Raw genomic sequence first — 14,337 nt, forward strand, 5'->3', positions numbered from 1 at the left:
GGAGCACTCGGCCCCGGCAGTTCGAGACCCTTCAAGTACTTCAGACCACGACCGGAGCCCGGCGCAGCGAGGACTCCAAGAAGGCCCTAGAAGGAGGTGCTGGCTGTCAGTCTCAGCTCCGAACGACGGACCTCGCCGGTGCTCAGGCTTGGGTCCTTCTGGTACATCAGCCGGCCCTCCAGCGAGAGTGCGCTGAGGACTTGCTGCCACAGCGACGGCTTCTCTGGTGGTCGGTAGCCCAGCCTGAGTCGATATTCCTCAAACCTGCCGTCGAAGCCTGCCCCGGTGTCGGACTGGGTCGTCCGTGTGTAGGCCAGTTCGCTCTGCAGCCACTTCGCGAGCGGCGTTGCGTAGCTCAGCGCCCACAGCTTCGTGTCCACCTGCGAGGTGGTGCCCAGGTCGCTGCTGTAGTCGCTGTAGGTCGCCGCCACTGCCGATACGGGGGAGAGCGTGTGACTGGCGGTGATAGCCCACTGATCCGTCGCGACGCTCGATCCGGCGCCCGTGCGGTCCGACAGATCATAGGTTGACCAGGAGACCCCGGCCGTCGTCGGTCCCCAGGACTTGCTCAGGCTGGTGCTGAGGGTCCGCTCCGACTGGTCGATTCGCGCATCGCCGACGCCGCCGTTATCCCGGCTGCCCCAGATCCCGGTCACCGCCACCGTCGGCAGTCCTCGTGCCTCGCCATTCCAGGTCAGGCCGGCCGTGAGGTCGGAGACGTCCGTCGCGGGCACCGTCGTCAGACTCTCGAAGCCGCCCGAAAGGAAGTCTTCCGAGCGGTCGGAGTAGGTGAGGCTGAAGGCCAGGTCGCTGCCCGCCGAGGTACCCACGGTGGTCTCCCAGCCGTCATAGCCCCGGCGCAGGAAGGGGTTGCCCAGGGTGTAGAAGTCCGTCGGTATGTCGAAGGCCCTCGTGGACCACGACCAGACGCCCCGTTGCCCTCCCACACTCAGGTCGTAGGCGAGGCCGTTCACGCTGTCGCCGCTCGCGTTGCGGTTGGGATCGTACCACGACCAGCCAACCTCGGCCGCCAGTTGCGTCGCAGACTTGCCCAGCGGACCCGTGACGGACAGCGCCATGGACCGGGAAGACTGGGGCGTTGCGAAGCTCCCCGGAGTCGGCGTGATATCACGGTCGTCCTGAACCTGCACCGCAGACAGCTCGGCCTTGATGCCCCCGAAGTGCAGGGCCATCCGGCCGCCGTAACCGTAGCGATCAAAGCGGTCCTCGGCTCCCACGCCGCCACTGGCGCCGGAGTCCGTGCGCAGGCCGAAGAGGTGCCAGTTCGGACTGTCCACATTGGGTCCGACGGTCAGCACTTCACGACTCGCCAGGCTCTGCGCCGTGTACGGGTTATAGCCGTCGAGAGCAGCGCGACCGGCCGTGACCGCCGTCTGCCCCAGCACGATCTTGGTGCGCAGGTCGCCCAGTGAGACCGACTCCGTTGAAGCGACCAGATTCGTGCGCACATCGAGGGCGACGTTGTGACTCACGTTGCCGCTCAGGACCATGTCGGCGCTCGTGCTGAAGGAGGCGTCAGCCGCCGTGCGCGGGGTCGAGGTCTCATAGACCTGCGCGTTCGAGTCACCGGCCACGCGACCCGAGATGGTGACCGAAGAGGGGCTGACCAGCGCCAGCGTCAGCGGCTTCTCACCGGGCTTCTCCTGAGCAGGCGGCTGTGTCGGTGCAGGCGTTGCCCCGGCACCTCCGGTCTCGGCCTCGGCAAACCGCAGCGAGGGCTTCGGCACAGCCGGCTCTCGTGGCGACTGCAGGCCGGCGAAGGAAACCGCCGCAGAGCCCTCCGGGTCAAGCAGTGCAAAGGAAGTGGACCACGCCGGGTTCTGCGCGACCTCCAGCGGTCCCTCCGGTTCAGAGACCACGGCAGGCTTCGGGGCGGGCGCTGCGCCGGTGGTCGTCTCCGGTGCCTTGGGGCGCGGTGGCGCCGATACGTCCACCAGGGCGTCTCGGCTTTCCACGCGGTTCGGAGCCATCACCCGCAAGGTCACCACGTTCGGGCCCAGGCGGAACAGCGAATCGAGCTTGACCATCGCGGTCGCCGACTTGACCTCCACGAGGGACCCCGCCGTCATGGTCGCTGTGAAGGGCACCAGCGGCACGCCGTTCAGTGTCCAGAAGCCGGAGATGGAGCCCGTGCCAAGGCCGCGAATCACCGCCCGGAAGGGCACCCTGGCGCCCTGGACAACGCCCAGTCGCGTGCCCTCCGGCGGATCGATGATGCGCACCTCCTGGACCACGAAACAGGCTGCCGTGGGGCGAACGGAGATCATGACGCCATTGGTGCTCCCCACGGAACTGCGAACCCAGACACGCACACCTGCAGCGACCTCAGCGGACCCCGGCGGCGTGAGCGCAATCGTCGCTCTTCCACCCGGGCCGGTGATGCCGATGCCCAGGCGGACACTGGAGTTCAGCCCGTTGGTCAGCTCCACGGTGGCGTTCGGAATGCCCGCTCCCGTCTCGTCCATTACGGTGACCATCGCAGGCTGCGCGATCCCCTGGACGAGATAGGTTGGCGAGACGCGTACCTGGATCCGCGGGTTGATGATGACCGTGACATCATCGTCGGCCAGGTTGGCGATCGGCCCTGCCTGGAGTGCCGTGCCCAGCATCAGCAGAGCACAGATCACCACGCAACTTCGCAGCAGGGCTGAAGGGAACGGACGGTGGTTGTGTGGCCGCATGTGTGAATCACCCTCGCCACTGTCCAGAATCGAGCGGATGGTCTGCAAACACCCGGTGCGTCCTCCGACAAGAGCGTACGTCCTGCCTCGGCCTCACAAGAGTCCGCGCTCAGAGGCCGCCGGTGACGCCAAAGGTCGTCACCGTCGCCGTTCCCTGCGTCGTGCCCACCGTCGCGTAGACCGTGATGGGCACCTGGCTGGGGATGTTGGTCCTGACGGTAGCTGTGTTGCCCACATACGTCAGCTCCACGTGAAGCTGCGTCGGCTCCGAAGTGGTCCAGGTCCAGCCATCCTCCGGCACGGGAAGCTCCAGCCCGGCAGCGTTGTAGGCTTTGGCCTGAAGCGTGGCGCTTGTCCCGTAGGGCACATTGACCGTTGAGGGCGTGATCACGATCTGCGCGGGAGAGAAGGCTCCGAAGGTCGTCACGGTCGCCGTTCCCTGCGTCGTACCCACCGTCGCGTAGACCGTGATGGGCACCTGGCTGGGCATGTTAGTCCTGACGGTCGCTGTGTTGCCCACGTAGGTCAGTTCCACGTGAAGCTGCGTCGGCTCTGAGGTGCTCCAGGCCCAGCTGTCCTCCTGCACGGGAAGCTCGACTCCGGCAGCGTTGTAGGCCTTGGCCTGAAGGGTGGCGCTTGTCCCGTAGGGCACATTGACCGTCGAGGGCGTGATCACGATGTGGTGGGGAGAAGCGACGGCGATGCCGATCTCCCCGCTGACCGTTCCCACGCTGGCCCGAACCGTTGAGCTGCCCGGACGGAAGGCGCTGACCAGCCCCATCCCGTCCACCTCGGCCATGAGCGGGGCCGTGGAGGACCAGGTGAACTGTGGCACCAGCAGGACGTTGTCCTCACTGTCGTAGGCGGTGGCCGTGAGCTGCACCTGACCGCCGAGGTCGAGGGTGGTGCTGCCGGCGGCCGTCACGCCCACTCGGTACGGATCGCCGGAAAGCGTGAAGCCCACCGTTAGGGAGGAGTCTGCGACCACCGTGACGTCCTTCACGGCCCAGGCCAGGAGGTTGCTGACCACCAGGTTCTGGTTGACGTTCGTGTAGTCGCGGTATGCCCCGACGTGCAGGTGCACGGAGCCAACCGGTACGCCGGGGATCGTGAGCAGCGAGGTGGTTGTGCTCTGGGGCCGGAGCGCTGCCAGCTTCGCGCTCCATCCGCTGCCGTTGGAAAGCGCCAACTGCACGCAGGTGGCGTTTGCGGGGATGGCCGCCGTGCCGACGGTTGCTGCCGGTGGCGGCCAGTTGATCTGGACCACCACGCTACCTGTGCGGCTGTCCGTCGCGACGGTGGTGCCTCCGCCGCAGCCGCTCAAGGCAACCACGAGCGGCAGAACGCAAAGGAGGAGGGGCGAAACGCGGCAGTGACAGAAGTGTCCCATGATGCCGGACCTCCATCAGTGGCAGTCTGCTGGACACCGGACACGGCCAACCTGACACACAAGACCCTGACACGGAGTGTCAGCCCGTATGTCGTGCTATTCGCGCTCTACGCACCCTTTCCTGCACCGGCAAGGCGGCAGGCCAAAGGTCACAAAGCAAACCGGCGGGGGTAGACCCCGCCGGCGCAGGAAGCACGGAAGCTGATTGTGGGGCGAGTTGGCCGCCCGGGCTAGTTCAACACCAGGGAGAAGTCCTTGGTCGTCACACCGCCACTGGTGACGATTGCCTGCGCAGAGGCGGCCTTGTAGCCATACTTGAAGCCCTCGATGCTGTGAGTCCCGACGGGGAGGTCCAGCAGGCACTGGCCCGCGGTACTGCCGATGGTCGCCAGCTTATCCAGACGGAACCAGGGCCCCGAAGGCAAAGTGAGGCCGGAGACCGTGGCCACTGAAGTGCGAGTCGCGGCGCTGATCGTCGGCTCGAAGGGAGTGCTCAGCGTTGCGCTGAGCAGCGGCTCACTCAGCGAGCTGCCGGACCTGTTCGTGATGTTGCTGCGCACCACGCCGGTCGAGACAGAGGCGCCCGTCGTCAGGACCAGGGCTGCGGTGCCGTCCTTCCCGGACTGAACGGAGAGGTACTTCGCGTCAGCCGCATAGCCCGCAGCCGCTGCGAAGACCAGCCAGTTCCCATACTGCGCCGGGCCAAGGGTATAGGCGCCGGAGCTGTCCGTGAAGCCCATCATGTAGTCCATCGAGGTCCCGGGAGCCTGCGGGAAGGTCAGCGGCGCGCTGTTGGTCAGCAGCAGGGCGCCGTTGCGGACCGCGACCACGCGTACCCCGGACAGCAGTGCGCCCGAGGAGGAATCGCGCCGGACGGTCCCCTTGATCACGCCGCCCTCAAAGGGGTTCTCGCTGCGCAGACTGAAGGAGTGTCCGGGCGTGATGTGCACGGTGGAGTGGAGGCCGCGCCGCATCCCCGGCGGCAGGGCAACGGTGACCAGGTAGTCACCCTCCGAGACACCCGCGAGGGTGAACACGCCGTTCACCGAGGCCGCCACAGCCAGGTCGTACCCATCCAGATAGACATGATAGCTGGACGCGTTGTTGTCGTCGTCGGCGAACCACTTGTCCCAGGCTGCCAGCAGAGCCAGCCCGGAGCAGCCTGACACCAGCACCACGAGGCCCACAAGAGCTATCGGCACGCCAAGAAGGCGCAAGGATCGGTTCATCTGCATGACCTCTCGTCTAGGATGAGCCGGCGGTGCGGCCCTGCACTTTACGGCAGCTTGAGCCAGTCGTCCAGGAACCGCAGTAGCTGTCCCGTGCAGCCGGCTTCGCTGCTCTCCACCTGCATCGTCTCCAGCTTCACACCTTCGCCCAGGAGCTCAAAGCCCGCCTTCGTCCGCTCGAAGAGCTCGCGCACGCCGGTCTCAGGCACGCTGGTGTCGGAGTTGCTTTGGACCATGATAAGCGGTCGCGGGGCCACGAGGCAAGCCACGTCGTCCAGGTCCGCGTACCGCAGCAGACCGGGCACCAACTCCGGTGGAGGCGCCTCGCGTGTGAAGCAGTCGCGGGCTACCACCAGCTCCCGCAAGGTGCTTAGTCCACCGCTGATCGCCGTGCAGTTCACGCGCTCCTCCAGGGCGGCGGTGAACAGCGCAGCCGGTGCCGCAGGTCGCAGGGCCGTCATGCCGATCCGGTCACTGCGCACCTCGGGACGCGTCTGCAAGTAGTCTACACCCCGCGACAGGTCCCACACGTGCATCCCCATCAGCGGGCGTCCCAAGAGCTGGCCGGTGGCTGCCAGCCCGTCCGCATCATCCCGAGCCTCGCCGTAGCCTCGCAGGTCGGGCACCAGGACCACATACCCGCGCTGCGCAAGCTCCACGGCATAGCGGTAGCCCGGCAGATCGGGTTCGCCGGTCAGTCCCAACAGCGCATCGCCTTCGGCCTCGCGCGACGGCACGCAGATCACCGCCGGAAGCGGGTTCTCGTTGTCATGGGGCACGCAGACCCAGGCAAAAGCAGTCAGGCCGACCTCGACGTTGTACGCCAGCCGGGTGCGCGAGAACCCCTCTTCATCCACCTGTTCCAGTTCGCGCACGTCCAGGGGGCAAGCAACGGGACGAGTGCTCAGCGGCGGCCCGGAAATCGTCTCATCCTCCCATGCAAGGCCCAGCAGGTCACGCAGCCGATGTGTCAGTTCCGCACGCCACTGCTCCGGATGGTCGGCCCAGCGGACCAGCAGCGAGTAGGCAGGCTCCAACACCCGCACCTGCTCGCGCAGTGCGACATGTGGAGTGTGCCGGTACCAGGTTGGAAAGTCCACGTCGGCGTCACCTGCAGGGGAGAGACTGACGGCGGCCCCGGTTCGGTACCCTCTCAGAGCTCAATGCCCGGCTGAGCGGGAAGGCCGTCGTCGTGGGGATGCTTGATAGCCTCCATGTGTGTGACCAGGTCGGCGGCTTCGATCAACTCCGGCGGCGCATCGCGGCCCGTCAGGACCACGTGCATTCCAGCCGGTCGTTTCGAAAGCGCTGCCAGGACATCGCCGACGGGGAGCACACCCGCCTTCATGCAGTATGTGACCTCATCCAGGATCACCAGGTTCCACCAGGGCGACTGCAGAGCCGTGCAGGCCTCCTGCCAGGCCCCCCGGGCGGCTGCGATGTCCTCCGGCGTCCACTCGCCGATCACGAAGCCGCAACCGAGGGTCTTCATGGTGAAGCCAGGTCCCAGCCGGTCGGCCATCCGGTGTTCGCCGGTCTCCTCGCTGGCCTTGAGGAACTGTAGCACCAGGACACGCTGCCCGTGTCCCAGGGCACGCAGGGCAAGCCCTAACGCCGCCGTCGTCTTGCCCTTCCCGTCGCCGGTATACACGATCACCAAACCGTGCGGTTTGGCGGTCTCGGAAGCACTCATGTGCTCGATCCCTCCTCGTGAGACTATTCACGGTCCAGATTCCTTGGCTCCCGAGTCGCCTGGTCTTCAGGCCTTGCGTACGACCTGCCCGGCCAGTTCGTCGGTCACCTCGCCCTTCGCCAGCGCCACCTTGCCATTGACGATAACCCAGGGGATCCCCTTCGGGTACTGGTGCTGCTGCTCGAAGGTGGCGGCATCGATGATGCTGTTCCAGTCGAAGGCTACGATGTCTGCGTAGTTGCCACCGACCAGCACTCCGCGCTCGCGGAGGCCGAAACGTTCCGCTGTCAGGCTCGTGCACTTGCGCACGGCCTCCTCTACGGTCAACAGGCCCCGGTCGCGTCCATAGTGACCGATGATGCGCGGGAAGGTGCCATAGTTGCGCGGATGCGAGACGCCTTCGCCGAGCACCCGCAAGTGGCCGTCCGATCCGCCCACCACCAGGGGGTGCTGGTAGAACCTCTCGATGTTGGCCTCGCACATGACAAAGAAGATGCACGACACTCCGCCTTGCACGATCAGGTCGATGGCCACGTCCATGGGGTCCTTGCCGACCTCAGCCGCGTACTCGTCCAGACGCTTGCCGTCCAGTTCAGGTTTGGGATCCAGCGGCGCGAACATCACATTGTGCGGCCCGCCGATGAGGTTGAACTGGTCCGCGATGGCCCGTCGTAGGCGCTGGCTCCACCCCGCGTCGTACAGCGACTCCCAGCCTCCGCGAGCCTGCGCTTCGGAGCGAGCCCACATCGGCAGCAACGCCGAAACGCCGGTGAAGCAGGCGACGTAGGGATAGCGGTCGGCCATCACGTCAACACCTCGCCGCACGCCCTCCTCCATGAGGTCGAAAACAGCGTCAATCTTCCACCAGTTCCGCTGCCCGTAAGTCTTGATGTGCGAGATCTGCACCGGGCACTCGGCCCGAGCCCCAATCTCCAGGATCTCCTCAACCGCGCCCAGCAGCGAATCGCCCTCATTGCGGATGTGACTGGCGTAGAGACCGCCCTTGTTCGCTGCGGCCTTGGTGACCTCGGCGATCTCATCCGTGGTCACATAGGCCGGGAAGTAGCCGTTCGAGATGCCGAGTGCGCCTTCTTCCATTGCCTGGGTCACCAGGCCCTGCATCTGGCGGATCTCCTCCAGATTCGCGGGCCGTCCAGCTTCCCTCACCACCTGGCCACGCACCGTTCCGAGGCCGACCAGCATGGCGTAGTTCTGGCGAATCCCCGCCCGAGCGACGGCGGCGAAATGCTCTCCCACGGGCCAGGCACTCCCGCCGCAGTTCCCGGCAACCAGCGTCGTGACGCCCTGCCGCAGGTAGTTCTCGGCCTTCGGAAGGCTCAGGATGCCCGTGCGCGCTTCGTTGTGGGCATGGTTGTGGGGGTCGATGAAACCCGGTGCGACGATCAGCCCGGTGACGTCGATCTCCTGCTTCGCCGCCGCCTCCGACAGGTCGTCGATGACGGCAATACGCTCTCCGTTGATGCCAACGTCGCCCGGACGTGCCGGTGCGCCCGTTCCGTCGACGATGCTGCCGCCTCTGAGGATCAGATCGAATTCCAAGGGTCGGCCTCCCGTTGCCGTCTTTGTTGCGATCATGAGCCTGGGTGTCGGAGGATGCCCGCACACCGGTGCGGAACTTCCCCGTGGTCGCCAGGGTGCCCTTCCTTGCTCGCCGGTGGAAACTGTGGAGGGCATGTGGCGACGCGATCTCGACCGACCCTTGACGGCGACGGCTCTTCTCTGGCACGCATCACCCACAAGGCCCCTTGCCTCAGCGGGGCATCACCAATCTGGGAGTGGTCCAGCATGAAGTACCTCAAGTTCGGCAATTCCGGCGTCGAGGTATCCGCGCTCTGCCTGGGAGCCATGACCTTCTACGAGCGCAACGACGAGGAGACCTCGATCGGCATCGTGCGCAAGGCCGTTGACATGGGCATCAACTTCATCGACACCGCCGACAGCTATGGCCGCGGCAAGAGTGAGCTGTTCCTCGGCAAGGCTCTCGAGGGCCTGCGCGAGAAGGTCTTCCTCGCCACCAAGTTCTTCGTCCCCTACACTCCGGATCGGCGTCTTGGTGGCGGACTGGCCTGCTCCCGCAAGCACATTCTGCGCTATGTCGACGACACACTGAGCCGCCTGCGGACCGACTACATCGACCTGCTGCAGCTACATCACCCGAACTCCAAGGTCGGTGTGGAGGAGACGCTCTCAGCGCTGGATTCGCTGGTCAAGCAGGGCAAGGTCCTCTATCTGGGTGTCAGCAATCACTATGCCTGGCAGATGGCGCACCTGCTGGGAGTGGCGGCCCTCCATAGCTGGGAGCCTTTGATCTCGATCCAGGCCCGCTACAACCTGCTGGACCGTGTGGTCGAGAACGAGACCGTTCCCTTCTGCAAGCGCTTCAACCTCGCGATGATGGCCTACAGCCCGCAGGACGGCGGCCTCTTGACCGGCAAGTATCAGCGGGGCATTGAGCCCGATCCCGAGTCCCGAGCGGGGAAGACCAAGTCCTTCGCCGACCGGCTGACCGACGAGACTTTCGACGTGGTGGAGAAGATCGAGGCTGTGGCGCAGCGGCTGGAGATGGGCATCAACCAGCTCGCAGTCCTGTGGGTCATGCAGAAGGATTTCTGCTGCATCCCCATCATCGGTGGCAGCAAGCCGGAGCACTTCGACCCGCTCTACGAGATCGTCGACAGGGAGATCCCGGAGGAGGACATGCAGTACCTGGCCGACCTCACCCGCAGCTACCGGTTCCAGGACTTCGTGAACCAGCCGCAGATCGGCGGCAGCTCGCCTGCCCTGAACTGGTTTTAGCCCGCGCTCTGTTGGCCCAGCAGCCTCTCGATCTGGTGGCGGTTGGGCAAGGAGGGCATGGCGCCTGCTGTCGTCACAGCGAGAGCCCCTGCCGCAGACGCGAATCGGGCCGCCTCCTGCAGGGGGCGGCCCTCTGCGAGTCCGGTGGCCAGGGCTCCGGTGAAGGCGTCGCCGGCACCCACTGCATCCACGGGTCGCACCGGGAAGGAGGACACCCGCGAGACCCCGGTCTTCTCCACTACTGCGCAGCCCTCGGAGCCCAGCGTCATGACTACGGCTGTCATGCCGCGGGTCAGGAGGAGGTCGGCGGCATCGCGCAGGCTGCCTCCGGCAAGGCCATCGGCCAGCAGGCCCATCTCGGTCTGGTTGCAGACCAGGTAATCGACCTCGGCCAGCAGCTCCGGCGGCACACCTCCCGGCGGCACCGGTGACGGGTTCAGCATGAAGGGAGTGTTCACTTCGCGGCAGAGACGCCCGGCGGCCATGACAGTCTCCATCGGCGACTCAAGCTGGGCGACAACGACGTCGGCAGCCGCGATCCGCTCTCTGGCGCCCTCCACGTCCTCAGGGGACAGTCGCGAGTTGGCGCCGGGGCAGACCGCAATCATGTTCTCCCCGCTACCGCGCTCGACGTAGATCAGCGCAGTCCCCGTCGGAAGCTCCTCGCACAGACGCAGTAGCCCTGTGTCCACTCGTTCGGTGGCGAGTTTGTCCAGGTAGGCCCGGCCACCGTCGTCCTTGCCCACACAGCCCAGCAGGGAAACCACTGCACCCGACCGGGCCGAGGCGACTGCCTGGTTGGCGCCCTTTCCGCCTTGCGTCACCAGCAACTCTCCACCCAGCACGGTCTCGCCCGGACAGGGTAGACGGTCTACGACGGCGGTGTAGTCAATGTTGAGGCTGCCCAGGACCAGGACTGTTGGGGGCACGATGCCGACCTCCCGGAGGTTGCTCAAAACGAAGCGTGATGGTGTGCAGGGGTTAGGGCTAGCTGTGGCAGGGCAGGCTTCACTGCACCGGCGAGCCGGTGCCGGTGAGAGGCCGGGCGCTGACTACATCGATCAGCTTGGTCAGGTGCTCGATGAGCTCGTCCAGGTCCTGGCGCTCGTGGATCTCGACGCCCAGCGTCAGTCGGGCCAGGTTGGGGCCTTCCAGGTGCGCCTCAGCCCGGCGGATGTTCAGGCCCAGGTCGGCCACCACCGCCGTGATGTGCGAGAACAGCCCCATACGGTCCACCGCCAGCACTTCGACCTCAGTCAGGAAGTGCGAGTCCTTCGTGCCCTCCCACAGCAGGGGAATGACACGACCCGGCTCACGCTCTGCCCGGTACTTGAGGTTCTTGCAGTCACTGCGATGGATAGCAAGCCCGCCGCCACGGGTAATGTAGCCGACGATGTCGTCGCCCGGCAGTGGGTTGCAGCACTGTGACATGCGGTGGCTGAAGCCCTTCACACCGGAGGAGGTCACCGTGGGAGCCTGACCGGCGGCCGGAGACCTTGGCGGTGCGAACCGTGCCACCTCATCGGCCAGGGTCAGCGGCAGAGTCGGGCGCTTCAGGTGGCGCAGGACGGTCTCGGGCTCCACGTCGCCATAGCCCATCGCCGCGTAGAGCCCATCCAGGTCGGTGTAATTCAGGTGCTCGGCCACCGTGGCCAGTCGCTGCAAGTCCAGGGCGCCACGTTCCGAGGCCTTCAGCCGCTCGACTTCGCGGGTGAAGATCTCCTTGCCGAGGATGATGCTGTCATCCCGAGTCTTCTGGCGCAGGAAGCGGCGGATCTTGGCCCGTGCATGGGAGCTCTGGGCGATGCGTAGCCAATCGCGGCTGGGTTCGGCGCCGGCCTGGGTCATGATCTCCGCGACATCGCCGTTCGCGAACTTGTAGTCCAGCGGCACCAGCCGCCCGTTCACCTTGGCGCCCACACAGCGGTGGCCGACCTCGGTGTGGATTCGGTACGCGAAGTCAATCGGCGTGGCACCCGCCGGGAGGTCAATAACATCGCCCTGGGGAGTGGCCACAAACACTTGGTCCCTAAACAGGTCCACCTGCAGCAGCTCGAGGAACTCGTGACTCTCCTGCAGGTCGGTCTCAAGGTCGATGAGCTGGCGGAGCCAGCCGATGTGCTTGTCCAGCTCGGGGTCGCTCTGACCCTCCTTGTAGCGCCAGTGGGCGGCGACACCATACTCGGCGGTCCGGTGCATCTCCCGGGTGCGGATCTGCACCTCCATCGGCAGGCCGTTGTAGCCCAGGACCTTGGTGTGGATGGACTGGTACTGGTTGCTCTTGGGCCGGGCGATGTAGTCGGTGAACTGGCCCTCCAAGGGGATCCACAGATCGTGTACAATTCCCAGGGCGGCGTAGCAGTCGCCCACGTTGTTCACGATCACCCGCAGCGCCATCAGGTCGCCGATCTGCTCGAAGTCGATGTGCTGGTTCCGCATCTTGTTGTAGATGCTGAAGATGTGCTTGGGGCGTCCGTAGACCTCGGCCTCGACCCCGGCCTCGTACAGATGCTCGGCGAGCGTGTTGCGGCAGCGGTCGATCTCGCGCTCCCGCTCAGCCCGGGTTTTGCCGAGCTTCTCGACGAGCTCGAAGTACGCGCCCGGCTCCAGATAGCGCAGGGAGAGGTCCTCAAGCTCCCACTTCAGGCGCCAGATCCCCAGCCGGTGGGCCAGGGGCGCGAAGATCATCTGCGTTTCCTGAGCAATCGCCTCGCGGCGGTCGGGAGCCAGCGGCGACAGCGTCCGCATGTTGTGGAGGCGGTCTGCAAGCTTGATGATGATGACGCGGATGTCCTCGGCCATGGCGAGGAACATCTTGCGCAGGTTCCGGGCCTGCTCTTCCTTTTCGGTGCGGAAGTTGAGGTTGCTTAGCTTGGTGACGCCGTCCACGAGGCGACCAATGCCGGGGCCGAACTGTTCGGTCACGTCCTCAATAGTGACGTCGGAGTCCTCCACCACGTCGTGCAGGAGTGCGCTGGCCACGGAAGGCGGATCGGCCTCGATATGGGCCAGAATCGAGCTCACGTTCAGAGGGTGCGTGATGAAGGGGTCGCCGCCCTTGCGCATCTGCCCCGCATGGGCATGGTCGGCGAAGTCGTAGGCGCGCACCAGCAGGTCCCGGTCCACTCCGGGCCAGTAACCGCTTACCTGTTGGGCGATCTCGTCGATCGAAGGCGCCATAGAATGACCAGGTGTGGGAACGTAAAGTGAAGTGCGCGTGGGGCGACAGGGTACGCTCAAACGAGGTTGCGGAGAGGCAGCAAGGAACGCGTCCGAGGTAGTCGACCTCGCCCCTATTCCAGACAGCATTCATTATACCATCCGCCGCGATACGGCCACAAGCAGGATGACGGTCCGCATGGAAACAGCACGCGACAGAGTCGTTGCGATAGCGATGTCGGGCGGTGTTGACAGCACCGCAGCAGCCCTGTGCCTCCGTGCCGAGGGCTGCCAGGTGATCGGCCTCACGGCCCTGCTCGCCACTCATGCAGGCTCGGAGCGGGCGGCTCAGAAGGCTGAAGACCTCTGCCGCCACCTGGGCATCACCCACCACACCCTCGACCTGCGCGAGGACTTTGACCGGGTTGTTATCCAGCCCTTCGTCGAGGAGTACGCCCGCGGACGGACTCCGAACCCCTGTGTGGGCTGCAACGAGCAGGTGAAGTTCGGTCTCCTGGGCGATTGCGCTCGCAAGCTGGGCGCTGAGGCCCTGGCTACCGGCCACTATGCGCGGACCCGTCTCCACACTGACGGCGTCCACAGCCGGGTTTGCCTCCTGCGGGCCGCCAGTCTACATAAGGACCAGTCCTACGTCCTGCACCACCTGTCGCAGGATCAGTTGTCCTTTGCCCGCTTCCCCCTGGGCGAGATGACCAAGGACCAGGCACGCGAGTTCGTCGCTGCGGCCGGGGTAACCATCGCGCCCTCGGAGGAGAGCCAGGACATCTGCTTCCTGGAGGGCCTCCACTTCGACGAACTCTTGCGCGAGCGAGTGCCGACGGCCTTCCGGCCGGGCGAGATCGTGGACCTCGAAGGCACCGTTCTGGGCCACCATGACGGGGTGGCCCAGTACACCGTCGGGCAGCGCAAGGGCCTGAGGCTTGGTGGAGCCGGCGGTCGCCGTTTCGTCCTCCGTCTGGAGCCTGAGACGAACCGCGTAGTGGTGGGTCAGGACGCCGAGGTCTGGGTGCACTCCTGCGAAGTCGACCAGGTCAACCTGATCTGCGTGCCCGAGGCCGGTGCCGCCGATCCGCAGTCACTACTCCCGCTGACCCTGGACTGCGAGGTCATGGTCCGCTACAACGGCACGCTCACTCCGGCGCAGGTCACGGTCGACGGCGACACGGCCCAGGTTCGCTTTGCACGTCTTGCTCGAGCGCCGACACCCGGTCAGTCCGCGGTCTTCTACCAGGGCGACTGCTGCCTGGGCGGCGGCGTCATCTGCTCAACCGAACTCACCAAAGCCAGGTGCTGACGGCTCCATCTCGCACACCGGCCGATTCGAAG

The 14,337-nt window shown here is 65.8% G+C and carries 10 protein-coding genes; 2 read left to right on the top strand and 8 right to left on the bottom strand.

From position 1 onward, the window contains the following. Nucleotides 1-86: 86 nt before the first annotated feature. From ABFE16_07670 to ABFE16_07695, 6 genes are all read right to left on the bottom strand, one after another. Nucleotides 87-2,702, bottom strand: a complete 2,616-nt coding sequence (locus ABFE16_07670; GenBank protein MEN6345170.1) for a hypothetical protein — start codon at nucleotides 2,700-2,702, stop codon at nucleotides 87-89. Nucleotides 2,703-2,811: 109 nt separating this feature from the next. Then, nucleotides 2,812-4,092 (bottom strand): Ig-like domain-containing protein, encoded by a 1,281-nt coding sequence (locus ABFE16_07675; protein MEN6345171.1) that lies wholly within the window; start codon nucleotides 4,090-4,092, stop codon nucleotides 2,812-2,814. Nucleotides 4,093-4,322: 230 nt separating this feature from the next. Further along, entirely contained in the window at nucleotides 4,323-5,321 is a 999-nt protein-coding gene (locus ABFE16_07680) for a hypothetical protein (protein MEN6345172.1), read from the bottom strand. A 47-nt stretch (nucleotides 5,322-5,368) separates the two neighbouring features. Next, nucleotides 5,369-6,421 carry an alpha/beta hydrolase family protein gene (locus ABFE16_07685; GenBank protein MEN6345173.1) on the bottom strand — a complete coding sequence of 351 codons (1,053 nt, stop codon included), beginning with the start codon at nucleotides 6,419-6,421 and terminating at the stop codon, nucleotides 5,369-5,371. Nucleotides 6,422-6,474: 53 nt separating this feature from the next. Further along, nucleotides 6,475-7,014, bottom strand: coding sequence for a cob(I)yrinic acid a,c-diamide adenosyltransferase (gene cobO, locus ABFE16_07690; protein MEN6345174.1), 540 nt, complete (start codon nucleotides 7,012-7,014; stop codon nucleotides 6,475-6,477). Between the two features lie 66 nt (nucleotides 7,015-7,080). Next, the gene (locus tag ABFE16_07695; GenBank protein ID MEN6345175.1) at nucleotides 7,081-8,574 is read right to left on the bottom strand and encodes an amidohydrolase family protein; all 1,494 of its coding nucleotides are present in this window, start codon (nucleotides 8,572-8,574) and stop codon (nucleotides 7,081-7,083) included. A 246-nt stretch (nucleotides 8,575-8,820) separates the two neighbouring features. Between ABFE16_07695 and ABFE16_07700 the strand changes: the two genes are divergently transcribed. Continuing rightward, the gene (locus ABFE16_07700; protein ID MEN6345176.1) at nucleotides 8,821-9,831 is read left to right on the top strand and encodes an aldo/keto reductase; all 1,011 of its coding nucleotides are present in this window, start codon (nucleotides 8,821-8,823) and stop codon (nucleotides 9,829-9,831) included. On the opposite strand, the gene ABFE16_07705 is transcribed toward ABFE16_07700, so the two are convergent. After that, complete coding sequence (locus ABFE16_07705) at nucleotides 9,828-10,760, bottom strand: ribokinase (protein ID MEN6345177.1); 933 nt, start codon at nucleotides 10,758-10,760, stop codon at nucleotides 9,828-9,830. The genes ABFE16_07700 and ABFE16_07705 overlap by 4 nt on opposite strands. Before the next feature lie 79 nt (nucleotides 10,761-10,839). Next, nucleotides 10,840-13,011, bottom strand: a complete 2,172-nt coding sequence (locus ABFE16_07710; protein MEN6345178.1) for a bifunctional (p)ppGpp synthetase/guanosine-3',5'-bis(diphosphate) 3'-pyrophosphohydrolase — start codon at nucleotides 13,009-13,011, stop codon at nucleotides 10,840-10,842. Between the two features lie 178 nt (nucleotides 13,012-13,189). On the opposite strand from ABFE16_07710, the gene mnmA reads away from it, so the two are divergent. Further along, the gene (gene mnmA, locus ABFE16_07715) at nucleotides 13,190-14,305 is read left to right on the top strand and encodes a tRNA 2-thiouridine(34) synthase MnmA (protein MEN6345179.1); all 1,116 of its coding nucleotides are present in this window, start codon (nucleotides 13,190-13,192) and stop codon (nucleotides 14,303-14,305) included. Nucleotides 14,306-14,337: the final 32 nt, after the last annotated feature.

Source organism: Armatimonadia bacterium, assembly GCA_039679385.1.
Classification (GTDB): Bacteria; Armatimonadota; Zipacnadia; order Zipacnadales; family JABUFB01; genus JAJFTQ01.

Coding starts and splice junctions, on each gene's coding strand:
- ABFE16_07675 (MEN6345171.1), bottom strand. CDS start 4,092: ATGGGACACTTCTGTCACTGCCGCGTTTCGCCCCTCCTCCTTTGCGTT.
- ABFE16_07700 (MEN6345176.1), top strand. CDS start 8,821: ATGAAGTACCTCAAGTTCGGCAATTCCGGCGTCGAGGTATCCGCGCTC.
- cobO (MEN6345174.1), bottom strand. CDS start 7,014: ATGAGTGCTTCCGAGACCGCCAAACCGCACGGTTTGGTGATCGTGTAT.
- ABFE16_07710 (MEN6345178.1), bottom strand. CDS start 13,011: ATGGCGCCTTCGATCGACGAGATCGCCCAACAGGTAAGCGGTTACTGG.
- ABFE16_07680 (MEN6345172.1), bottom strand. CDS start 5,321: ATGAACCGATCCTTGCGCCTTCTTGGCGTGCCGATAGCTCTTGTGGGC.
- mnmA (MEN6345179.1), top strand. CDS start 13,190: ATGGAAACAGCACGCGACAGAGTCGTTGCGATAGCGATGTCGGGCGGT.
- ABFE16_07670 (MEN6345170.1), bottom strand. CDS start 2,702: ATGCGGCCACACAACCACCGTCCGTTCCCTTCAGCCCTGCTGCGAAGT.